Source organism: Novosphingobium sp. JCM 18896 (assembly GCF_025938095.1).
GTDB lineage: Bacteria > Pseudomonadota > Alphaproteobacteria > Sphingomonadales > Sphingomonadaceae > Novosphingobium.
Window position 1 is genome coordinate 1 of sequence record NZ_JAPCZF010000012.1, and the last position, 21,531, is coordinate 21,531.

At 61.9% G+C, this 21,531-nt stretch carries 19 protein-coding genes; 8 read left to right on the top strand and 11 right to left on the bottom strand.

Features of this window, described 5'->3' with window-relative positions; genetic code table 11:
- The 10 genes from OLX23_RS24390 to OLX23_RS24435 all read right to left on the bottom strand — a co-directional run.
- On the bottom strand, positions 1-627 hold a 627-nt coding region (locus OLX23_RS24390; protein WP_264447950.1), incomplete at its 3' end, for an aromatic ring-hydroxylating oxygenase subunit alpha.
- A 133-nt stretch (positions 628-760) separates the two neighbouring features.
- Positions 761-1,435 carry a TetR/AcrR family transcriptional regulator gene (locus tag OLX23_RS24395; RefSeq protein WP_264447951.1) on the bottom strand — a complete coding sequence of 225 codons (675 nt, stop codon included), beginning with the start codon at positions 1,433-1,435 and terminating at the stop codon, positions 761-763.
- Positions 1,436-1,735: 300 nt separating this feature from the next.
- Positions 1,736-2,605, bottom strand: a complete 870-nt coding sequence (locus tag OLX23_RS24400) for a TauD/TfdA dioxygenase family protein (protein WP_264447954.1) — start codon at positions 2,603-2,605, stop codon at positions 1,736-1,738.
- A 118-nt stretch (positions 2,606-2,723) separates the two neighbouring features.
- Positions 2,724-3,338 (bottom strand): 3-isopropylmalate dehydratase small subunit, encoded by a 615-nt coding sequence (gene leuD / locus OLX23_RS24405; RefSeq protein WP_264448032.1) that lies wholly within the window; start codon positions 3,336-3,338, stop codon positions 2,724-2,726.
- Positions 3,338-4,162 carry an N-acyl homoserine lactonase family protein gene (locus tag OLX23_RS24410; protein ID WP_264447955.1) on the bottom strand — a complete coding sequence of 275 codons (825 nt, stop codon included), beginning with the start codon at positions 4,160-4,162 and terminating at the stop codon, positions 3,338-3,340. Before OLX23_RS24410 ends, leuD begins: the two co-directional genes overlap by 1 nt.
- Positions 4,159-5,586, bottom strand: a complete 1,428-nt coding sequence (gene leuC / locus OLX23_RS24415) for a 3-isopropylmalate dehydratase large subunit (RefSeq protein ID WP_264447956.1) — start codon at positions 5,584-5,586, stop codon at positions 4,159-4,161. The genes OLX23_RS24410 and leuC overlap by 4 nt, the downstream gene beginning before the upstream one ends.
- Entirely contained in the window at positions 5,583-6,488 is a 906-nt protein-coding gene (locus tag OLX23_RS24420; protein WP_264447957.1) for a hydroxymethylglutaryl-CoA lyase, read from the bottom strand. The genes leuC and OLX23_RS24420 overlap by 4 nt, the downstream gene beginning before the upstream one ends.
- 14 nt (positions 6,489-6,502) lie before the next feature.
- A complete protein-coding gene (locus tag OLX23_RS24425; protein WP_264447958.1) occupies positions 6,503-7,729 on the bottom strand; it encodes a CaiB/BaiF CoA transferase family protein in 1,227 nt (408 codons plus the stop codon).
- Positions 7,726-8,514 (bottom strand): glutathione S-transferase N-terminal domain-containing protein, encoded by a 789-nt coding sequence (locus OLX23_RS24430; RefSeq protein WP_264447960.1) that lies wholly within the window; start codon positions 8,512-8,514, stop codon positions 7,726-7,728. The genes OLX23_RS24425 and OLX23_RS24430 overlap by 4 nt, the downstream gene beginning before the upstream one ends.
- 60 nt (positions 8,515-8,574) lie before the next feature.
- Complete coding sequence (locus tag OLX23_RS24435) at positions 8,575-9,669, bottom strand: mandelate racemase/muconate lactonizing enzyme family protein (RefSeq protein ID WP_264447961.1); 1,095 nt, start codon at positions 9,667-9,669, stop codon at positions 8,575-8,577.
- A gap of 192 nt (positions 9,670-9,861) precedes the next feature.
- Here OLX23_RS24435 and OLX23_RS24440 point away from each other — a divergent pair, with 192 nt between their 5' ends.
- Positions 9,862-10,734, top strand: a complete 873-nt coding sequence (locus OLX23_RS24440) for a helix-turn-helix transcriptional regulator (protein WP_264447962.1) — start codon at positions 9,862-9,864, stop codon at positions 10,732-10,734.
- Between the two features lie 75 nt (positions 10,735-10,809).
- On the opposite strand, the gene OLX23_RS24445 is transcribed toward OLX23_RS24440, so the two are convergent.
- The gene (locus OLX23_RS24445) at positions 10,810-11,436 is read right to left on the bottom strand and encodes a VOC family protein (protein ID WP_264447963.1); all 627 of its coding nucleotides are present in this window, start codon (positions 11,434-11,436) and stop codon (positions 10,810-10,812) included.
- A gap of 292 nt (positions 11,437-11,728) precedes the next feature.
- Here OLX23_RS24445 and OLX23_RS24450 point away from each other — a divergent pair, with 292 nt between their 5' ends.
- The 7 genes from OLX23_RS24450 (at position 11,729) to OLX23_RS24480 (ending at position 21,485) form a co-directional block, all read left to right on the top strand.
- A complete protein-coding gene (locus OLX23_RS24450) occupies positions 11,729-12,907 on the top strand; it encodes an alpha/beta hydrolase family protein (protein WP_264447964.1) in 1,179 nt (392 codons plus the stop codon).
- On the top strand, positions 12,904-14,397 hold the full coding sequence (locus OLX23_RS24455) for an AMP-binding protein (protein ID WP_264447965.1): 1,494 nt from the start codon (positions 12,904-12,906) through the stop codon (positions 14,395-14,397). The genes OLX23_RS24450 and OLX23_RS24455 overlap by 4 nt, the downstream gene beginning before the upstream one ends.
- A gap of 90 nt (positions 14,398-14,487) precedes the next feature.
- Positions 14,488-15,183, top strand: coding sequence for an NIPSNAP family protein (locus tag OLX23_RS24460; RefSeq protein WP_264447966.1), 696 nt, complete (start codon positions 14,488-14,490; stop codon positions 15,181-15,183).
- 41 nt (positions 15,184-15,224) lie between these two features.
- A complete protein-coding gene (locus tag OLX23_RS24465; protein WP_264447967.1) occupies positions 15,225-16,439 on the top strand; it encodes a cytochrome P450 in 1,215 nt (404 codons plus the stop codon).
- Positions 16,440-16,570: 131 nt separating this feature from the next.
- Positions 16,571-17,323: an SDR family NAD(P)-dependent oxidoreductase gene (locus OLX23_RS24470; RefSeq protein WP_264447968.1), complete on the top strand. Its 753-nt coding sequence runs from the start codon at positions 16,571-16,573 to the stop codon at positions 17,321-17,323.
- Between the two features lie 188 nt (positions 17,324-17,511).
- The gene (locus tag OLX23_RS24475; RefSeq protein WP_264447969.1) at positions 17,512-20,064 is read left to right on the top strand and encodes a TonB-dependent receptor; all 2,553 of its coding nucleotides are present in this window, start codon (positions 17,512-17,514) and stop codon (positions 20,062-20,064) included.
- A gap of 80 nt (positions 20,065-20,144) precedes the next feature.
- On the top strand, positions 20,145-21,485 hold the full coding sequence (locus tag OLX23_RS24480; protein ID WP_264447971.1) for a spinster family MFS transporter: 1,341 nt from the start codon (positions 20,145-20,147) through the stop codon (positions 21,483-21,485).
- The last annotated feature ends 46 nt before the right edge of the window (positions 21,486-21,531 follow it).

Genomic DNA, 21,531 nt, shown 5'->3' on the forward strand with positions numbered 1-21,531 from the left:
GTGATAGCTTTCGGAGAAGTTGTCGGTCGCGAACTTCCAGTTCGTGTCGAGATCGATCTTCATCCAGAACACGCGCACGGCGGTGTCCATCGGATAGTTGCGATAGAGCTCGGGCATCGGCGCGAGATAGTCGAGCAGCTCGGGCGCCTCGTCGTCCATCGTGTACCAGACGAAGCCGCCCCAGGTCGCGCAACGCAGTTCCCTGAGCTTGAGCTTGCCGCAGGGATTGCCCTGCGGAAAATCCTCTGGGTCCTGCGCCGATGAGAGGACGCCGTCCTTGCCCCAGATCCAGCCGTGGTAAGGGCACTGGAAGCGCTCCTGGAAACTGCTGCCCCAGACGAGGCGCTGACCGCGGTGTCCGCAGGCATTGTAGAACGCCTTGATCGAACCGTCTTCCTGCCGGACGCAGAACACGGACTCGTTCATGAAATCGTGGACGACATAGTCGCCCGCATCTTCGAGCTCGGCCGTGCGGCCGGCGACGTGCCAGATGCGGGTCCACATCTGGTCCCATTCACACTGCATGAAGTCTCGCGAGGTATAACGATCGCCAGTGATGGGATCGCCGCGCAGGTTCGCGGGATCGCGGCCATCGAGCGTCAGCGCATCAAGCTCCTGCCTCGTCACAAAGCCTCCTTTCCCTCCCACGGCGACGCCCACGGCATGGGCAGATCGTCTCCGTGCGCGCGGCTGTTCGATCGGGCCGCTTCGTTGAGGGATGGATAGCAAACTAGGTCGGTCGACCAACCTATCAAAACGATCAGGATGGGTTCTGCAGGCTCTCCAGGCCGCGGGCGAAGAAACGCAGAGCCGGCTGCGCGATGTCTTCCAGGCGCCCGACAGAGTGATGGTTCTGGCTGAGGTCGTCGAGGAAGCCGGGATCCTGGACCATGAAGATCAGCGCGGCCTCGATCAGGTAGACGCCCGCCAAGAGGTTCTTTTCGCCGATTTGAGGGCGATGCTTTTTGAGCCGATCGACCAGGATTTCCGAAATGGAGCTGAGCTTGCCCAGGATCGGCCGCAGTTCCGGTAGACGGTAGGAACTCATGAGGTGCGAGGTCATGATGATGTAGCTGCGCAGCGGATCCTCATCCGTCGATACGGCGTGCAGGAACGGAAGGATGAAGGCCGTGACCATCGCTTCCAGATCGAGTTCACCGGCTGCCTTCTCGTCGGCCTGAGCGAAGCTCGTCGCGATCGTTTCGCGCAGCAAGCCCAGTTTTCGCTCGAGGGCAGCGTCGAGTATCTCGTGCTTGTTGCCGAAATGATAGTGCACCAGCCCCATGCGCACCCCCGCCTGCTCGGCAATGTCGCGTAGCGAAGTTCCAAGATAACCGTTGCTGCCGAACAGGACCTCCGAAGCGTCGAGGATCTGATTGCGGGTCGCATCGCCTCTGGCAGTGGTGCGTTCCCGCGACTTTTTCGCTTCGGCCATGTCCCGCCACACATCCAAGGCTGAACATGATGCCCAAGCCACCCCGTGGATGCACGAGTGATCCGACGAGCGCAACCGTAGGACCCTAGCGCGGTTCCTAGAAGAAGCGCGCTCATGAACGCAAGGCGGGTTTCAATCCGCGCGTGGGCCAGCGCGATTTTGGCTGATCTCGGAGTCCATGCGGAACAACGCAATGCTGAGGCAGATCACCGGAAAATGGTATCGCCGCAAGCTCTTCTTCTAGGTGAGGAAACATAATGGTTTCGACCAGAACTAACCCAGCGCCGGGAGCGGCGGCGTTCAAAAACTGCGTGCAGCCGCAGTCTCGCTACGCTGCAATAGGCGGCGGTGCCGCGCTTTGTCCCATCCTCTAGCGCTGTGCACGACACCGCGGTTGTTCCACAGCAGGGTGTCTCCGAGCTCCCACTTATGCTTATAAATGAAGCGTTCGTCCGTCATGAACTCGTACAGTTCCGCGAGCAGCGCGTCGCTTTCTTCGGACGAAATCCCGGATATCTTGCCATTGGACTTGGGGTGCGCGAGAAACAGCGCGGTCTTGCCACCCGGTATCGGGCGCGCGAGCGGGTGATGGACTTCCTCGAATTGCTGGGCTTTCCAGTCGGCGGTCTTCTTGTGCTGACTGGGATAGGGGTGTGACATCTCAAGACCCGCAATGCGTGCCTTCGTCGCGTCGGGCAAGGCTTCGTAGGCCGCAACGGTCGACGCGTACCAAGTGTCTCCGCGTTCGGGCGGTATCTCCAATGCGTGCAGAATCGTCAGATAGTTCGGCTCGGTCTTGAACGATCCATCGGAATGCCAAGGCTCCCCTGCGTCGCCATAGTTGGCGGCAGCGCTGTCATCTGGAAGTTTGCTACCATCCATGGCGACATTGCCAAGCCGCAGAAGCATATCGTTGCTGGTGGATGCGAAGGCTCTCTCCACCGGAGGGATGATCGGTCCCAGCGCTTGCGTAAAGGCGACATGCTGGGGCTCGCTCAGGTGCCCGCCCTTGAAAAGCAAGACGAAGTAGCGGTCCGCGAGATCGAGAATTTCGCGCGCCGTGGCGTCCGGAATGGGCTTGCTGAAATCGACGCCGCTTACCTCGACCCCGAACAAGTCGTGCAGCGGTCGAACGCGAAGGGTGTTTTCCTGGGCAGCGTTCGTCGACATTGCATTCTCTCCGCATTCAAATGTCGGGTGGTCCGCTCGGCTGCGCATCCACTCCGGTTAAACCCAATGTAGGGCAGATTTGCCTGGGGGACTGTCCCCGCGTTTGGGGACGCGAAACTCACACGAGAAAATCACTGGCCATATCGCGGACCCACGGGCGGGCCGTGCGATCGTGGGCTTCGAACCTTTGGATCGCCTGCGCTTCGCGAAGCGATCGATCGATCTCGTCGACACCCTTGATGAGGTCGGCCTTTCGAGCCGTATCGATCTCGAAATGCTCGGTCACGCCATCGGCACTGGCAATGGTCTGATTGACCAGGCTGACGGTCATTTGCGAGGTCGGCGGCGCGGCAGCGAGCCCCATCAGACGCTCGACAGATCGAAGTGGAAGCCTGATGGGCAGAATGCCGTTCTTGAAACAGTTGTTGTAGAATATGTCGGCTATGCTTGGCGCTATCACGCAGCGAATGCCGAGGTCCAGCAAGGCCCAGGGCGCGTGCTCCCTGCTCGACCCGCAGCCGAAATTATCTCCAGCCACGAGAATGCTGGCACCGGCATAGGCAGGGTCGTCGAGCAGATTGCCCGGCCGTGATCGCAATGCTTCAAAGGCTCCGGACGCCAGTCCCTTGCGGGTAATCGTCTTGAGGTATTTTGCCGGGATGATCATGTCCGTATCGACATTGTCGATGCGCAGCGGAATTGCCTGCCCAGCAATGTCGCGAACGGGTTCCATCATTCTTTTCCTTCTGGGAACACTGGCAGCTTGCCCACGTCGTCGGGATCGTGCTGGATGATGACATTGGCCCGAAGGGCTTGAGCGATCCTGCGATACCGGTCCATCGAAGCGAGCGATGCAGCCCGGTCGACATTGACCGATGGGACCTCGTTGGCATCAAGGTTGCCGTGGAAGTGGGCGACGTCTCCGGAAAGCAACACCGGCCCACTCGCGAGGCGAATGAGCAAACCATGATGGCCGGACGTGTGCCCCGGCAGGTTCAGCATGGTGACGCTACCGTCGCCGTAGACATCCTCGTCCGCCTGAACGGCCCTTACGCTCGCACCCGATTGAAACCAGTGCGCAAGCGGACGACCGACCGCCTCACTAGCGCGCGCAACCGCCAGATCCTGCTGGCCGATCAGGAGGGTAGCGGAGGGGAAGTTCCCGGCCTGGCCGACATGGTCGTAGTGGTAGTGGCTTATTCCCACGAAGGCGACCTGCTCTGGCTTGATACCGAGGCGCCTCAACTGTTCGACGATCGTTTTGCGCGCCTGGGTGGGGCGAGGTTGGTTGGCGTCTGCCGACGCGACGAGGTCACGCGAAAAACCCGTGTCCCACAAAAGGTACGATCCGCCTTTCTTGATCAGGTAGCAGCTGACCACGAGCTCGCGGGACTGGCCTGGATATCGATAGCTGTCCGACAAACGGTCGAGAACCGGCACGAAGATCGTTCCGCAATCGAGCCGCCATAGCCGGTCAGCATGGCCGGGCTCCGCCCGGGGGGCGGCCGCCGACGAGACGAGGGCGATCATGGTCAAGCCAAGCAGTCTCAGCTTCATCGAGCGATTTCCCTCACGTCCACGAGCTCCCCCGCAATTGCCGCCGCCGCCGCCATCGCTGGCGCCACCAGGTGCGTGCGCGAACCGGGGCCCTGTCTGCCGGCAAAATTGCGATTGGAAGTCGATGCGCATCGTTGACCAGGCGGCACCTGGTCCGGGTTCATTCCCAGACACATCGAACAACCTGGCTCGCGCCATTCAAACCCCGCCTCGAGGAAAATCCTGTCCAGGCCCTCGGCCTCAGCAGCCCCTTTCACTTCGCCGGAGCCAGGGACAACGAGACCGCGGACACCCGCAGCGACGCGGCGGCCGCGGATCACCTCAGCAGCGGCTCGCAAGTCCTCGATCCTTCCGTTCGTGCAGCTTCCGATGAAAACGATATCGACGGGCAAGCCTTTGATCGGACGCCCTGGTTCCAATCCCATGTAGTCGAGCATCGCCATGACCGCCTTGCGCTTGGCAGTGTCCTCGATCACCGCGGGATCGGGAATGAGCCCATCTATGGTCGTCACCGCCTCCGGGCTCGTCCCCCAGGTCACCATTGGCGCGACGTCGCGCCCATCGATGATCAAGGTTTTGTCAAAGGTGGCGCCCTTGTCGGAACGCAGTGTTTCCCACTGCGCCACCGCGGCCTCGAAAGCCTCCCCCTTGGGCGCGTGGGGGCAGTTCCGCAGCCAGGCGTAGACCGTCTCGTCGGGGGCGATCATCCCGGCTCGGGCACCCGCCTCGATCGACATGTTGCAGAGTGTCATCCGCCCTGCCATTTCGAGAGCAGTCACGGCCTCGCCAGCATATTCGATGACATGGCCCGTGGCTCCGGCCGTGCCGATCTTCCCAATGATATGCAGGATCAGGTCCTTGGGAGTGATCCCTGCGCCGAGCCTGTTGTTGACTTTAATCAACATGGACTTCGGCTTTTGTTGAACGAGGGTCTGCGTGGCCAACACGTGTTCCACCTCCGACGATCCAATGCCGAAAGCCAGTGCGCCGAAGGCACCGTGTGTCGAGGTATGACTGTCGCCGCACACGATGGTCATCCCGGGCAAAGTCAAGCCAAGTTCGGGCCCCACGACATGCACGATGCCCTGCTGCCGGCTGACCAGCGGAATATAGGGAACGCCGAATTCCTCGACATTGCGCTCGAGAGTCTGAACCTGCAGGCGACTGTCGATATCAGCGATTGCGGCGACACCGCCACTCCGATCGCCGGTCGGAACGTTGTGATCGGCAACGGCGATCGTCGCACCCGGACGCCGCACTGACCGCCCGGCGAGGCGCAAACCTTCGAATGCCTGGGGACTGGTAACCTCGTTGACGAGATGGCGGTCGATGTAGACCAGGACCGCGCCTTCTCCGATGTCGCCGACGACGTGCGCGTCCCAGATCTTCTCGAAGAGAAGCCGCGGATGGCGTGCCGCGTTCACTGGGCAACGGCGAGGCAGGCCCTCGCCTCCATAGCTTGCCGCACCCGACCACCGACTTGTGCGCCGGGAAGATCGGCAACGTTTCGTGCTACCGCAAGCAATCGATCAAGTTCGATGCCGGTATCCGCGCCCATGCGCGAGAACATCCAGACGAGGTCCTCGGTGGCGACGTTACCGGTCGCGCCTGGGGCAAACGGACACCCGCCCAGCCCCGCGATCGCGGCATCGAAAACACGGACGCCGGCATCCCAGGCAGCGAGCGCATTTGCTGCGCCTAAGCCAAACGTGTCATGCCCATGGAAGGCCCAGGCTGAGACTTCCGGAAAGCGGGCCTGGGCGCTTGCGAATAGGCTGCGAACGTGTCGGGGATCCGCCCGGCCTGTCGTATCGCAAAGCGCGACCTCAACGTCGGTCGTGGCAGCAAGGAGAATTTCGAGAAGTCCAAGCACCGCTTCTTCGCCAATGCAGCCGACGTGAGGGCAATCGAACGACGTCGCAAGATTGAGGCGGATGCGGATGTCCGGGGATGCTGCAGCAATGATCGCCGCATAGTCGGCTGCGGATTCCAGCGGGGTTCGCCGGACATTGCCTATATTGTGCCTCTCGCTGACCGAAAGAACGGCGCTGAGATGGCGCGCGCCGGCCGCCAGCGCTCGTTCCGCATGACGCAGGGTTGGCACGAGTACCTGCGAATCCAGGTCATGCAGGGTCGCCGCGGCGGAAACGACGTCTTCCGCATCCGCGAGTTGCGGCAGCGCGCTTGGGCTGACGAAAGACGTGATCTCCATCCGGCGCAGACCGGCGTCGTGCAGGCGGCCGATCAATGCAATTTTGGTCGCCGTAGGAATAAACGGACCGATCGACTGAAAGCCGTCGCGGGGGCCCACCTCGACGATCGTCACGGGACTGCTTTTGCTCATATCACCCCCTCGCGCTCGAGGGCTTCGATCGCGGGCGGGTCCAGCCCCAGCAGCTCGATCAAGACCTCGTGGTTGTGTTCACCGATGTCGGGCCCCGTCCATCGTACGGTACCAGGGGATTCGGGCACGTGCGGAACCATCCCAGCCTGCAATACCGTCCCGAAGTGCTTGTCGGGCACCTCGCGCACCATGCCGCGGGCGAGATATTGCGGGTCTGCGGCGCAATCCGACGCGGTGTACGCCTTCGAATTGGGAATATCATTCTCGTCGAGCAGCGTGGTAAGAACCTCTGCGTCATAGCGACGGCTCCATTCACCGATGAGCGTGTCCAGTCGGGCGGCATTCGCCACACGTTCGGGATTGCTCGCATAGCCTGGCGCACCGATCAGCTCTGGACGCCCGATCAGGGTCATCAACCTGGCGAAGAGCGGTTCCGAGTTCGCCGCGATCAGGACCCATTGCCTGTCGGCGGTCGGATAGGCGTTGCTTGGCGCTGCAGTTGCGATACCGCCCCCGGTCGGCTGCTTGATCGCGCCGAGCGCTCCATACTCAGGCAGCATGCCCTCCATCATGCTCAACACGCTCTCTGTAAGGGCGACGTCAATGGTCCGCGCAATTGCGTCGCCCTTCACGCGATCGCGTTGCCAGAGCGCCGCCATCACGCCGAACGCCGCGTAGAGACCCGCGATGGAATCGCCGATGCTGATACCGACACGCACCGGCGGAAGCTCGAATGTGCCGGGCGGATGGTTGGTGAGGTGGCGCAGCCCGCCGATTGCCTCGCCGATGACACCAAAGGCAGCCCGATCGGCGCCCGGACCATCCTGCCCATAGCCCGAAATGTGAGCGACGATGAGGCCGGGACAAGCCTTACGAAGGATTTCCGGCCCCAATCCTAATCTTTCAAGCTGGCCTGGCCGAAAATTCTCGACGAGCACATCGCATTCCGCAACCAGCGCCAGGACGAGATCACGTCCCTTCGCGCTCTTCAGGTCGATAGTGACACAGCGCTTGTTGCGACCATGCATGGACCACCAGAGTGATCGACCATCGAGCATAGCCCCCCATTGCCGCGCTGGATCTCCTGCGCGCGGTTCGACCTTGATGATATCCGCTCCCAGATCGCCGAGCAAACGCGTGCAAAATGGCGCCGCGACGAAATGGCCGATCTCCAGGACACGAAGACCGGAAAGCAGAGGTCCCGGACTTGATTGCGCGTTCATTGATTTTCCTGTGATTTTGGCCCGGCCGAAGTGTCGACCGAGGTCGAAATCTCATTGCCGGAATTGAGAAATGCGGGATTTTCGCCGGCCCTCGGCGAGAACATGTGGTTCCACTCCCCGGAGGTGAGATCGACGCGGGCCCGAGAATACTTCTCCGGCATCGCTCGCTCGGCGGTTCGGCCTCGCTGGACTGCCGGGCGCTGGCCGATCGCGAGCAACCAACGTCCGGTATGGGGGTAGGCTGTCATGTCGAAACCCATGTCGGCCGCGGCCGCCCGGCTTGGCCAGATGGCTATGTCGGCGATCGAGTATTCCTCGCCGCCGATGAACTCGCTTTTCGCCAGTCTTCGCTCAAGGACCGCAAGGAGCCTCGCCTGCTCCCGAGAATAACGTTCGATGGCATAGTCGATATGCACGGGGGCATAGCGGATGAAATGACTGGCTTGCCCCGACATCGGACCAAGACAGGCCGCCTGCCAGATCAGCCATTGCAACGCATCGCTCCGAGCTCGCGGCGACTTTGGCAGAAGCTTGCCGGTCTTCTCCGCAAGATACTGAAGAATGGCCGCAGATTCGAAGACCGCGTGTGGTGCGCCGCCGAAGGACGGTTCATGATCGACAATGGCCGGCAGCTTGTGATTGGGGTTGATCGCGCCCAATTCGGACGAATGTTGATCCCCGGCGAAGATATCATAGGCGATCAGACGGTGAGAAAGACCCAGTTCCTCAAGCGCGATCGTGATCTTCTGGCCGTTGGGCGTGGGAGAGAAATGAAGATCGATCATGGCAACTCGCGTGTTTCATGTAGTCTTGCCGCGGCAAGCAAGCCGCCGATGAGCGACGCGCTACATCAGGCAACGACGAAGACGGTCCTCGTCGAGATCGAGGCCGATGCCGGGCTGATCGGGCAGCGTGATCTTGCCGTCGACGATCTGCAGGCTCTCGGTGGTGATCCGCTCGGTGGCATCGAGGAAGAAAGACAGTTCGGCCGCGCTCTGGGCGGTCGCTCGGTGGGCCGCGGCGAAATGAGCGCCGAACATTGCACCCAGTTCGCTTTCCGCCTGCCCTCCGACGACCGTTCGCATGCCGTGCACTTCGGCCAAGGCCAAGACCTTGCGTGACTTCGTTATACCCGTCCGCGCCATCTTGACCGCCGCAATCCGGCAATTGCCGAGCATCGCTTCCGCAGCGACATCGCGGGGAAGAAACGCGCTTTCGTCAAGCATGAGCGGCGTGCGACAGGCGCGGGCTACCCGGCCGCGCCCCTGAGGATCGGCACCCGCACAAGGTTCCTCGATCCAGGCCAGGTCGAAGCGATCCCATTCCTCGACCAGGCGCTCGGCGATATGAGCAGGGTAGGCTTGGTTGCAATCGACTGTGAGCTGCGCATCGCTGCCGAGGGCGTCCCGCACGGCCGCGATCATCGCCGTATCGCCGCGCGGGTCCATACCGCCTTTCAGCTTGAACCATCGCAGCCCAAAACGACCGCGAAGATCCGCTGCTTGCGCGGCAACCTCAGCCGGCGCGCCGGTGCCCAATATATGGCAGACCTCGATCGAGCGTGAATAGCCCCCCAACAGTTGCCTGAGCGGCAATCCGGCTGCCTTCGCGATCAGGTCATGGAGCGCCATGTCGACGCCTGCCTTCGCGCAGTGGTTCCCGGGCAGGCGCTCCATTCGATGCCAGGCCTCTTCGACATTGTGAAAATCGAGGCCGCGAAGAGCCGGGGCAAAATGGTCCTCGATCGCCGCGACCATCGACTTGATGGTCTCGCCGTAGATCATCTGCCTTGCGGGTGCCTCGGCCCATCCCTCCAGTCCCTCGCCGCTGCGGATGCGGACGAGGATGTGCTCGAGATGGCCAATCTCGCCCACGGCGAATTTTACCGGATGAAGCAGCGGGATCCGGAACGGAACAGCATCGATCGCTGCAACCTTCATGTCGAATCCCTTCTCGGTCCACTAAGAGCGCGAATATGGGTTGTACGGCTCGATGCAGCCAAAGCCAGTCCCGTGCCCGAGGGACAAGAACGGGGGTTCAAAGGCTTGAGGTTGGCCCCTCCCGGCGGTATTATCGCCGGCAATCCGTGCTCGCTCGTTAGGGACAGAAAGCGCGGGGTGCAGGAGAAGGCCATGCGCGAACGCGCGCCGATTGCGACCCAACTTCCGTCAACGCTTTTCCAATGCCTTCCCAGTGTCATCGATAGCCTCGGCGACGAGCGGTTCGGACAAGAACTCGTTTCGCTGTTGAATGCGACATGCGGGGCGGAACACTGCACTTTGTTTCGGTTCAATGATCAGCAGCCTTCCGAGATCCTGGCCGCGAGCCGTGACGGCACCGACACCGCCCATCGACAGTTCTCGCTGTTTCTCTCCGGATCCTATTGGCGAAACGACGCGGGTATCGCCGCTGCCATGAGCGGTGCACCCAGTTCAGGCTTGGGCATGAAGCGCACGGATATCCGTGCGCTTCCCGCAGGAGATCACCGCAACCGCCTTTATGGACGCACTCACATACGCGAACGCATCCTCCTGTGGGGCTCATGCGGGGACAGTACGATAGCCCTTAGCATCTTGCGTCCCGAGGAACGCGGTCTAGCCAGTGACGGAGAGCTCAGCGATCTTGGCAGCATCGCCGCCACCTTGATGTCGCTCGTCGCCAAGCACACCGACATCATTGACAGCCGCGCGCGCTTTTCGCTTGCCCTCACCTCTCTTGCCGAGATCGAGATGACTATGGAGCGGGCCGATGTCCAGCTCCCGAAACGCGAAGCTCAGGTCTGCGCGCGGATTGTGTTCGGCATCTCCACCGCGGGTATCGCGGTCGATCTCGGCGTCGGCGAAGAGACGGTCATGACTTACCGCAAGCGGGCTTATCAGCGCTTGGTGATTGGCAGCCAACGCGAGCTGCTGCTGTGGTATATCGAGCAGTGGTCGGCCATGATGGGCCGCTCGTCCTATCGCGAGCATGCCTCGCGCCTGGATCGTAAACTGTTACCCAACTAGATACGTTGGCCCGATCCGCCCCCGACATCGCGTGCAAGCGCAGCGGCGTCTAAGGATCGGCTCGGGCGTGATCGCCTAGACGTCCTTTGCGTAGCGCTTGCGTGTATCGCGGATCAGTTCGACAAGTGCCTCTGGAACGTCCCGATTGCTGGCGAGAGCGTCCTTCTTGGCATCGCACCACATCTTCAGATCAGCGGCGGCCTGCTCGGAATGCCGGTTCCATTCGGTGTCCAGCGGAGTCGTTATCTCGAGCCGCAACCCATTGGGATCGTGGAAGTAGATGCTGTAGATCAGCCCCTTGTGATCCGTCGGACCCACGACATCGATCCCGTTTGACACAAGCCAAGCGTGCCACTGGTCCACCTCTTCCCGGTCGCGCGCTTCGAGAGCGATATGATCGAAGATGTCATAAGCGGGGTGCGAGGGCTCTGGCCGCTGAGGCAGTCCCGGCGCCTCGAAGAAGGCGATAGTTGAGCCATCGCGCATGCGGAAGAAGATGTGAAAGTAGGGAAAGGCATCGCCCGTCGAGGGCACGCTGTCGTCATAGACAGTGCTTGCGAGAGCCATGCCCATGATCCGCGTGTAGAACTCTGCGGTTTTCTCCACGTCATGCGTGACCCAGGCCGCATGGTTCAGCATTCGGGGGGTGAGGCCAGGGTTCTCCTTGGCGATAAATCCGTCGGTCGAAGGCAATTCAGCCATTTCAGGCTCCCAATTTTCGGCGCAGGTATCTGGTACTTCCGCAAGGTGCAGGCTGACCTGTGTGCTTGCAGTCCCTTCCCCAAGGGACTGCGCCCCATCATCCGGATCGTTATTCAAGGTCAAAGCAGGTTGCGGTCGACAAAACGCCTTGCCGGTCGCGTGGTGTTGCCCTGCCGCAAGGCAGTCGCCTTGGATGTCCCCGATCAAGGGGACACAATTCGGTCGCACTGAGCGATAGCGGCCATGGCCGAGAGCCAGTGCGACGTCTCTCGCTCGTGGAAGAGGACTACCTATGGATGTTGCGTACGACTTGGACTTCGAATGGCTGCACATCGCCTACAATGAGTCGTCCGCCTTCGTTGAGACCTACGGCTTTGCGGGCAACCAGGGCGCCGTCAATCTGGAGGGCATTCTCATTCGGCCGCGGGGCGTGGAATCCGATACTCTCGTGGTCATGATGCATCCGGCATCGACCCTTCAGCTCTTGCCCGTTCCGCGCGCCGCAGCCCATCGCGGTGCTCATGTCCTTTGCGCTGCAAGTCGGTACGCCCGGAACGACACCGCGGCGATCCTCGAAAAGGTCCTACTCGACCTTGGGGCATACATAAGGCACGCGAAACACGTACTCGGCTATCGCAAGATCGTGCTGCTGGGGTGGAGCGGAGGTGGTTCCTTGTCGCTCTTCTATCAGGCGCAGGCCGAAAATCCGACAATCACCCATACCCCGGCGGGTGATCCCGTGGACATCCGAAACGCCAGGCTGATCCCAGCAGATGCCGTGGTGTTCCAGGCGGCTCACATATCGCGGGCAAGACTGCTGCTCGACATCATCGATCCGTCCGTAGTCGACGAGAATCATCCCGACCGGCGTAATTCTCGTCTCGACATTTACGACCCGTCGAACCCCAATCGCCCGCCCTACAGTGAAGATTTCCTACTCGAGTATCGCGCCGCGCAGTTGGCGCGCGTGCGGCGGATCACGGAGTGGGTGAAGACTTGCCTCGACGATCTCAAACGCAAAGGCGGAGCCGAGGTCGAGAGGGGGTTCGTCACGCATCGCACACTCGCCGATCCACGTTTCCTCGACACCCGGATCGATCCAAACGATCGCCGACCTGGATGGTGCTACCTCGGCAATCCCGAGACCGTGAACACGGGGCCGGTCGGGCTAGGACGATTTTCGACGCTGCGTGCCTGGCTATCGCAATGGTCTATCGACGACAGCCAGGCCGATGGTCTGCAATGCATCGCCAACATTCATGTCCCTCTGCTGGTGATCGAGAACACGGCGGACGATGCTGTGCCTCAGCCTCATGCCCGTGCGATATTCGATGCGGCCGTGTCGTTGAACAAGCGATTCGAAAGGATCGAAGGGGCCACGCACTACTACGCCGGCCAGCCCGAGCTCCTCGCACAGGCGAACCGCCTCCTCTTCGATTGGATGGAACAGTGCGGGCTCGCCGCGAAATGAACGTCTATTCGCTTCTTGACCAGGCCGCCATCCGGCACGCGCAAGCTGGCGCGGTTTATTGCGACGAGACGCTCGTCGCGACTTTTGACGAACTCAGACACCGTTCACTGCAACTCGCGTCGCGTTTCGGCCGGATGGGCAAGCCCGGCGACAGGGTTCTTGTCGCTGCCAAGAATCGCCCCGAGCTTGTCGAGATCATGTTCGCGATCTGGGCCGCGGGAATGGTGGCCGTGCCGGTCAACGCGAAGTTGCATCCTCGCGAGATCGCCGACGTCGTCGAGGATTCGTCGCCCATCGTGATTATGGCCTCGACTTCGATAGCGCAGAACCTTGCCCCCCTGGCGCAGCGAACGCCGATGATCGAGATAGGCAGCCGGGACTACACAGCCCTTTTCACGGGCGAGGCGTCGGAACCAGCGGAAGTGGCCCCCGAGGATGTCGCATGGCTGTTCTACACCAGCGGAACCACGGGGCGATCCAAGGGCGCGATGCTCACGCACCGCAACCTCATGGCCATGAGCGTCGCGCACCTCGCCGATTTCGACGATGTCGGCCATGATTCAAGTCTGATCCACTCCGCCCCCATGTCACACGGCTCGGGGCTCTACATGCTGCCCTATATCGCGCGGGGCGCACGCCAGGTCGTCCCGGGGGCCGGCGTATTCGAGCCTGCAAACTTTCTTCGGCTCTGCGATGTGCATCCGCGCGTAGCTGCGTTTCTCGCCCCGACGATGCTCCAACGCGTGCGTATTGTCTGCGAGGCGGCCGGCCGGGTTCCCGCGAACCTTCACCTCATCGTCTATGGCGGCGGGCCCATGTATCTTAGCGAACTACGCCAGTCTCTTGCGACGTTCGGCCAGGCCTTTGCCCAGCTCTACGGGCAGGGCGAGGCTCCGATGACGATCACGGGATTGAGGCGGTCCGATCACGCCACCGAGGACGATGCGATCCTCGGGTCGGTGGGCTGGCCCAGGACTGGCGTGGAGGTGAAGGTTGTCGATAGGAACGGCAAGGCCTTACCTGCGGGGACCATCGGAGAAATCGTCTGCAGGGGCGACGTGGTCATGGCAGGATATTGGAACAATCCGGAGGCGACGGCACAGGCCCTGCGCGGCGGGTGGCTACATACGGGCGACCTCGGATCGTTCGATGAACGCGGATGCCTGACGCTCAGGGATCGGTCGAAGGACGTGATCATCTCGGGTGGCACCAACATCTATCCTCGCGAGGTGGAAGAGGCACTGCTGGCACATCCCGACGTCGCAGAAGTGGCAGTCGTAGGCGAGGCGGATCCCGAATGGGGCGAGAACGTCGTGGCCTATGTAGTCCCCGTCCCCGGCAAGAAACTTGGCGCCGATGCACTCGACGCCCATTGTCTCAGTTCGATCGCCCGCTTCAAACGCCCCAAAAGCTACCGCTTCCTCCGGGAACTGCCTAAGAACAGCAACGGCAAGGTGCTGAAGCGTGCGCTTCTGAGCGAGGCCGACTGACCGGACCAAAGTCCGGGTCCCCGCGATTGGGGACAGACGCCGCGGCTCGAAGTGCTAGCTCAAAACAAGGAGAGGTCGGAAAGGACCGACATGTTCTACGAACTTCGGATCTATTGCCTCGCGCCAGGTCGACTGAGCGACGGGTTGCGCCGCTTCGACCGCCTGCCCGCGATATTCGCCGATTGCGGCATCCGCAATTTGGGTCGGTGGCATTGCGCTGCCGGACCAGATGGGCCCGCGATCGCCTATGTGATGGGCTACCGGGACCTGGTCGAAAGAGAAGAGGTCTGGGGACGTTTTTACACCCATCCGGGCTGGCATGAGCTTCGCGCAGATACGAACGACGGAGAGGAGCTGGTCGAGAAGTTCGATCTTTTCTTCCTGAAGCCCAATGCGACTTGGCATCCCCATCGCATAGCCGCGTCGGCTTTGGGCGCCATTCATGAACTTCGGCTCTTCACGATCGGGGTCGGGCAGCTCGCCCGCGCGAACCTGTTCCTGGAGCAGGCGCTTCTACCCGCGGTCGAGCGGATGGGCGGGCACGTGATGCTCCTCGCCGACGTGGTGAGCGGCCCCGCCTTGCCGGCGCTGGCGATGATCACCGCCTGGCAGGACCTGGCCCATTGGCAGGATTGCTCGTTCGACCTCGAGACTGATCCTTTGGTCTCGGCGCGGCTGCGCGCAGACCGGGCCGACAAATCCGGTGAGGCTCTGGGATCTTCGCGTCGCTGGCTGCTGAGGCCGATTGATGATCCCCTGCCGCTCAGCACTCTCACCTTCGATTGAACCCTTAGCAACCGAACGATCGGCCCATGACAGGAGTTGACATGGACGTGCTGCAAATGCCCGAGTTTCCCCCTGTGCGATCAGCGGCGGATCCGCTTGCCCCTCCGCCGGAGCTGCTGGAGCTGGCCCGGAAGGGCACCCCCGTGAAGATTCGTCAATGGGATGGTGTCGAAGCCTGGCTGATCACTCGTTTTGAGGACGCGAAGTTCGCCCTCAACGATCGTCGCCTCAGCGTCGATCCGCGACGGGAGGGCTATCCCGAAAAGAGCGCGGCCTACAAGCAGGTGCTGGGCCAGGATCGCAACCTTCGCACGATGGACGATCCAGAGCACAGCCAGCAAAAGCGCATGCTCGCGCGCGACTTCACGGTGCGCCGCGTCCAGGAGATGCGACCCGCCATCGAGCAGAAGGTCGATGGTCTCATCGACGCCATGCTCGCCAAGGACGGCAAGGCGGAAATCGTCGCCGATCTGGCACTGCCTGTCCCGACCATGGTCATCTGCGAACTGCTCGGCGTACCATACGCGGACCGCGACTGGTTTGCCGACAAGAGCCAGGTCTGCACGTCCTCTCGCGCCGATCCTGTGGATGCGTCCGAGGCGGCAACGGCACTCTACGACTATATGGAATCGCTTATCGCGCAGAAAGACCGCGAGCCCTGCAACGATCTGCTGAGCCGCCTGGTCGTGGACCAGTTGAGACCTGGCATCCTCACGGCGCGAGAAGTGATCGAGCTTGCTCGCTTCGTCCTGATTGCCGGTCACGAGACGACTGCCAACATGATCGCGCTCAGTGTTCTTGCCCTATTGGTCAATCCTGACCAGCGCGCTCTCATGCGCGGCGAGATCGAGCCGAAATTCATGGCGAACGCGGTCAGCGAGATGCTCCGCTATCTCTCGATCACGCATTCAGGTCGTCGGCGCGTGGCCGTCGAGGACCTCGAGATCGGGGGACAGCTCATTCGCGCCGGCGAAGGGCTCATCATCATGAACAGCGTCGCCGACCGCGACGGCGCGATGTTCGAGCGGCCCGATCGTCTGGATCTGAGCCGTGCAAATGCGAAATCGCACCTCGCCTTCGGCGGCGGCGCCCATCGCTGTGTCGGAGCCTTCCTAAGCGAGGCCGAACTGGAGATCGTACATGCCAAGCTCTGGAAACGTATCCCGGGCCTCACGCTCGCCGTGCCGTTCGAGGACGTGGAGTTCTATTCGGACGGCTCGGTCTACGGCCTGACGAGCTTACCGGTGAGATGGTAACGGTCTCGCCCCGCCAAAAGATGGCCGATTCGGGCACGCCTCCCGGCGCATTCTGCATTGGGAACCACAGGGCTGGCTTGCGAGGATTGAAGGGTTCGATCGTCGTATCGAGCCGAATTGGGAATTGACCAATGCTGCAAGAGGCGAAAGCGCTTACTGACAAAGTCGCCTTGATCACGGGCGCGGCGCGTGGCCAAGGCGCGGCGGAGGCCCGACTGTTCGCCTCTGAAGGCGCCCAGGTCTATCTTGCTGACATCCTGGACGAGGAAGGCGAGGAACTCGCGCGCGAGATCGCAGCGGCCGGCTATGTCCACCTGGACGTCGGCAGCGAAGAGTCCTGGAAAGCGGCCATAGGGCAGATCACCTCAGCGACGGGGGGCATTGACATACTCGTGAACAATGCCGGGATTTCTCATTTCTCGCCATTGGTCGACACTTCGCTAGCGGACTTCGAGAGGCTCTTGCAGGTCAACCTCATCAGCACGTTTCTCGGCATACGGGCCGCAACGCCGCTGATGGCCGCACGCGGTGGCGGTTCCATCGTCAATGTCGGATCGATTGCGGGAATGACCGGCCGAGCGAACCTCTCCGCCTATTCGAGCACAAAGTGGGCCGTGCGCGGATTGACCAGGTCCGCTGCGGTGGAGCTCGGACCAGTGGGAATTCGCGTAAACGCAATCGTCCCGGGTTTGATCGTCACGCCGATGACGCAGGAAGCCTACGGCGAGACGGCGATCTTGGAGCGCGGCGCCTCGCTCCCGATAGGGCGAGCGGGCTTACCGCGTGACATTGCGAACTTGGCCCTGTTTCTGGTATCGGAAGCGAGCGGTTTTTGCACCGGCGGAGAGTATGTCTGCGACGGCGGGCAATTGGCCGGCTTCTGACCGGTCGGGCGCATACTGCCGGTTGCCGTGCAACCGGTCGCGGGCGTCCCGTTCGGCGGGGACAGACGCAAGCTCGGTGCAGGGCCTAGGCAAGATCACAGGATAAAGGCGACGTCCCTCTCGGGGATGAGGCTTCCGGCACGCGGTATCGCCCGTGTCGGCCAGGGAAGATTTGGGGAGGAAGCACTATGTCTCGTACCGTTTTGAATCTCGACACGTTCGAAAGCGATTCGCCTGACGCCAGGAAGGTTGCGCTTAGCATCATCCAGTGTGCTGCCCGGGCAAGGTCACTGGCGATCTCGTCCACGTCGGTGCTGGCCCTCAGCTGCATGGCGCTGCCCTCGGTCGCTATCGCGCAGGACAGCTCCACGACATCGCCCTCCCCGGCCCTGACCGACAATACGCCGACGCAGGATACCGGTGAGATCGTCGTCACAGCCCAGAAGCGCTCCGAAGCAGCCAGCGACGTCCCCATGTCGATCACTGCGGCCACGGGAGATCAACTCACCCGCCTGGGTATTCGCGATACCGGGGACCTGGCCAAGCTTGTACCGGGCTTCGCCGCTGCGGAAAGCGGCGTCGGGACCCCCGTCTACTTTCTGCGCGGTATCGGTCTGTTCGAGTCCAGCCTTGCCGCCAAGCCGACCGTCGGCCTCTACATCGACGAGCAGCCGATCCCGTTTCCCGCGCTTTCGCTGGGCACGGCCTTCGACCTCGAGCGCGTTGAAGTGCTCAAAGGCCCTCAGGGCACGCTGTTCGGGCAGAACGCTACCGGCGGCGCCGTCAACTACATTGCCGCCAAGCCCACCGACACCTTCAAGGGTGGGTTCAACGCGAGCGTGGGGCGATTTGGCTGGGGCGACGTCTCGGCGTTTCTAAGCGGACCGATCAGCACGACTCTCAATGCGCGCATCGCGGTCAAGCACGACTTCGGCGGTGACTGGCAGCGCAGCTATACCCGCGATGAGGGTTTGGGATCGCGCAATTTTACGCAGGGCCGTCTTCTGCTCGACTGGAACCCAGCCGACCGGCTCAAGGTCAGCCTCAACGTGAATGGCTTCATCAACAAGTCCGACACGCAGGCAGCCCAGCTGGTCACGGTGTTCCAGGTCCGTCCGGCCATCCCGCCGATCCCCGCATTGCGGGCCTATCCGGTGAGCCCCGAAACACCGCGTGCGGCGGACTGGAGCAATTTCATTCCGCAAAAGCGCGATGACTGGATGTGGCAGGGCAATCTGCGTGCCGATTTCGACCTCACCGACGACATCACCTTCACCTCCCTGTCGTCCTATTCCAAGTACAAGCAGGCTTATGGCCAGGACACGGATGGAACGAGCCTGCAGGTCTTCGACTATTTCACCACGGGCCATGTCGAGAGTTTCAACCAGGAGCTGCGGTTGAATGGCAGGATCGGAGAAAAGGGGACCTGGCTGATCGGCGGGAACTACAGCAAGGACGATACCGACGAGCGCACGGATCAATATTACGGCGACCAGACCAGCGCCCGTGTCTTTTCGCTCGTGCAGCCCGGTCCGGCAGGCCGCGTGCTCACCGCGCCGGAACTCCAGATTCTCTCGAGTATCGGCGCCAGCGTCCTTCCCGATGGCCGCGTTTCGCTTCCAGCCGGCAATCTCGTCCCGATCAAGGCTGACACGGATTTCGAGACCTATGCGGCCTTTGCCAACGCCGACTATGAAATTCTTCCCGGCGTGAAGATTCAGGGCGGTATCCGCTACACGAAGACCAAGGTCAATTTCGCGGGCTGCGCGATCAACGCGGGTAATCAAGTGTTCACCACCGGAACATTGCTTGGCAACGGCCAGCTTGTCGGGTCGGTGCCGGTGGAGGGCTGCGCCACCTTCGATGCCAACAATCGGCCGGTGCTCGCGGTCAAGCAGCTTGATGAAGACAACGTATCCTGGCGCGCCGGCATCGACTGGAAGATCGCTCCGGGACGGCTTGTCTACGCCAATGTCAGCCGGGGCTACAAGGCGGGCGGGTTTCCCCTCATTTCCGCAAACCGCGAGGTCCAATTCACACCGGTTACGCAGGAGTCGGTCACGGCCTACGAGGCCGGATTCAAGCTCGAGGTGATACGCAACGTCCGGTTGGACGGTGCTGCATTCTACTACGACTACAAGGACAAGCAGCTGAAGGGCAGCAGAGTGGTGCCGGTGTTCGGTGCGCTGGAGGGCCTGGTCAACATCCCCAAATCCCGCGTCCAAGGGTTTGAGCTTCAGCTCATCGCCCGCCCCCTTGCCGGCCTTACCATCAATGCAGGTGGCACCCACATCTCCTCCAAGGTCACCCAATCGTACCAGAATTTCACGCCCTTCGGAGCGGTCGTGGACTTCAAGGGTCTCGACTTCCCCTATACGCCCAAATGGCAGGGAAATTTCGATGCGGAGTATCGTTTTGCCGTGGGTGCATCGCTCGAAGCCTTTGTCGGATCGACCGTGACAGCGCGCAGCGGAACTCGGGGCGTCTTTCCGCGCGGGCCCTACACGGTGTCGGCCGTCAGTCCGACGTTGCCGAGCTCGGCGTTTGCTATCCCGGGCTTCACCCTGCTCGATCTGCGAGCGGGGATCGGCAACGCTGAAAACGGGTGGAGCCTGTCCATTTACGGGCGAAACGTCACCAACAAGTACTACCTGGTGTTCGCTGGCCGCCGCGGTGATCAGGTCGTGCGAAAGACCGGCATGCCGGCGACCTACGGCGCGAGCGTCTCCTATCGCTTCTGATGGCCTACACCCGGCGGACGCTCGTGTCCGCCGGGTCGGGTTTGATCATGGCTGCCGATTGAGCAAGTGAGGTACGGTCGATGTCAGAGCGAATTGTCGAAGCGACGGACGGCGCCGAGACCTCGCGGATCTATGTTTGGAGTATCCTGACTGTATTGATGCTGCTCAACGCGCTCAACTACGTCGATCGCCAGATTCTCGCCGTCCTAGTCGTACCGATCAAGGCCGAGTTGCAATTGTCCAATACACAGATCGGCCTTCTCAGCGGCTTTGCCTTCGCGACATTTTACGCGATCTGCGGGATCCCGATCGCATGGCTCGCCGACCGCGGCAACCGGGTCTGGTTGTTGAGCGGTTGCCTCGCGATCTGGAGCGGCATGACAGCCCTGTGCGGCTCAGCCCAATCCTTTGGCCAGATGTTCCTCTTCCGTGTCGGCGTCGGGGTTGGCGAGGCCGGATGTTCCCCGGCCGCGCAGTCGCTGATTTCCGACTTCGTGCCGCGCGATCGTCGGGCGCTTGCCTTGAGCTTCTACTCGCTCGGCATTCCGGTGGGATCGTTCATTGGCCTCGCCCTCGGTGGAATTGTCGCTCAGACTTATGGGTGGCGTGCGGCGTTCATGGTCGTGGGCCTGCCCGGCCTGCTGATCGCGATCATGCTCCCGTTCATCGTTCGCGAACCCCGCCGCAATGCCATCGATCCCCAGGTACCGCCTCCGGTTATCGAGACCCTTCGCACATTGCTTCGAAGTCGGGCCTACGTTCACACCATGATCACCGGGTCCCTGACTTCGGTGCTCAATTTCGGAAGCGGCTATTTTCTAGGTTTCTTCTTCAACGTCGTGCACGGCCGCTCGCTCGCCGAAACCGGCTTTCAGCTCGCGGTCGTCACCGGGCTTGGCTGGGCCATTGGCATCGGCCTTGGCGGATTGCTCGCAGACAGGGCGCAAAAGGTCCACGCCAGCGGGCTCGGCCGTGTTCCCGCCTTCGCTCTTCTCATCGGCCTACCCTTTGCGATGGGCGGCTACTTCGTGGAGGACGGCAACCTTGCCATGTTGCTGTTGCTGTTTCCGACTGCGCTCAACTCCGTATTCTTTGGTCCGGGCTACGCTATCGTCCAGGGCGTGGCGACGTCGAGGACTCGCGCGATGTCGCTTGCGATCTTCATGCTTGTGGCCAACCTGATCGGCATCGGCCTGGGCCCGGCCTTCGTTGGCTGGCTCACTGACGCCTTGTCCAACTACTTCCTGGGAACCGATTTCGCTCTGCGGTGTGCAGGCGCGGCCGGCGCGTTGTCCGCCTGTCATGCGGCGGAAGTCCAAGCCCGTCGATGGGCCCTAGCCCTGACCTCGCTGTTCGCGATCTGGGCGGCCTTCCACCTCTTTCGAGCGTCGCGGGCGCTGCCGGACGAGCTTGTCCACTAGAGCAGGAGAAGCAAAGTTGATGGCTCTTTACAGACCATTTGCGACG

Bases quoted from the DNA above. Each gene is read 5' to 3' on its own strand.
- OLX23_RS24470 (WP_264447968.1), top strand. From the start codon at position 16,571: ATGCTGCAAGAGGCGAAAGCGCTTACTGACAAAGTCGCCTTGATCACG.
- OLX23_RS24435 (WP_264447961.1), bottom strand. From the start codon at position 9,669: ATGAAGGTTGCAGCGATCGATGCTGTTCCGTTCCGGATCCCGCTGCTT.
- leuD (WP_264448032.1), bottom strand. From the start codon at position 3,338: ATGGAACCCGTTCGCGACATTGCTGGGCAGGCAATTCCGCTGCGCATC.
- OLX23_RS24395 (WP_264447951.1), bottom strand. From the start codon at position 1,435: ATGGCCGAAGCGAAAAAGTCGCGGGAACGCACCACTGCCAGAGGCGAT.
- OLX23_RS24455 (WP_264447965.1), top strand. From the start codon at position 12,904: ATGAACGTCTATTCGCTTCTTGACCAGGCCGCCATCCGGCACGCGCAA.
- OLX23_RS24465 (WP_264447967.1), top strand. From the start codon at position 15,225: ATGGACGTGCTGCAAATGCCCGAGTTTCCCCCTGTGCGATCAGCGGCG.
- OLX23_RS24460 (WP_264447966.1), top strand. From the start codon at position 14,488: ATGTTCTACGAACTTCGGATCTATTGCCTCGCGCCAGGTCGACTGAGC.
- OLX23_RS24440 (WP_264447962.1), top strand. From the start codon at position 9,862: ATGCGCGAACGCGCGCCGATTGCGACCCAACTTCCGTCAACGCTTTTC.
- OLX23_RS24475 (WP_264447969.1), top strand. From the start codon at position 17,512: ATGTCTCGTACCGTTTTGAATCTCGACACGTTCGAAAGCGATTCGCCT.
- OLX23_RS24425 (WP_264447958.1), bottom strand. From the start codon at position 7,729: ATGAACGCGCAATCAAGTCCGGGACCTCTGCTTTCCGGTCTTCGTGTC.
- OLX23_RS24480 (WP_264447971.1), top strand. From the start codon at position 20,145: ATGTCAGAGCGAATTGTCGAAGCGACGGACGGCGCCGAGACCTCGCGG.
- OLX23_RS24410 (WP_264447955.1), bottom strand. From the start codon at position 4,162: ATGAAGCTGAGACTGCTTGGCTTGACCATGATCGCCCTCGTCTCGTCG.
- OLX23_RS24430 (WP_264447960.1), bottom strand. From the start codon at position 8,514: ATGATCGATCTTCATTTCTCTCCCACGCCCAACGGCCAGAAGATCACG.
- OLX23_RS24445 (WP_264447963.1), bottom strand. From the start codon at position 11,436: ATGGCTGAATTGCCTTCGACCGACGGATTTATCGCCAAGGAGAACCCT.
- OLX23_RS24400 (WP_264447954.1), bottom strand. From the start codon at position 2,605: ATGTCGACGAACGCTGCCCAGGAAAACACCCTTCGCGTTCGACCGCTG.
- OLX23_RS24450 (WP_264447964.1), top strand. From the start codon at position 11,729: ATGGATGTTGCGTACGACTTGGACTTCGAATGGCTGCACATCGCCTAC.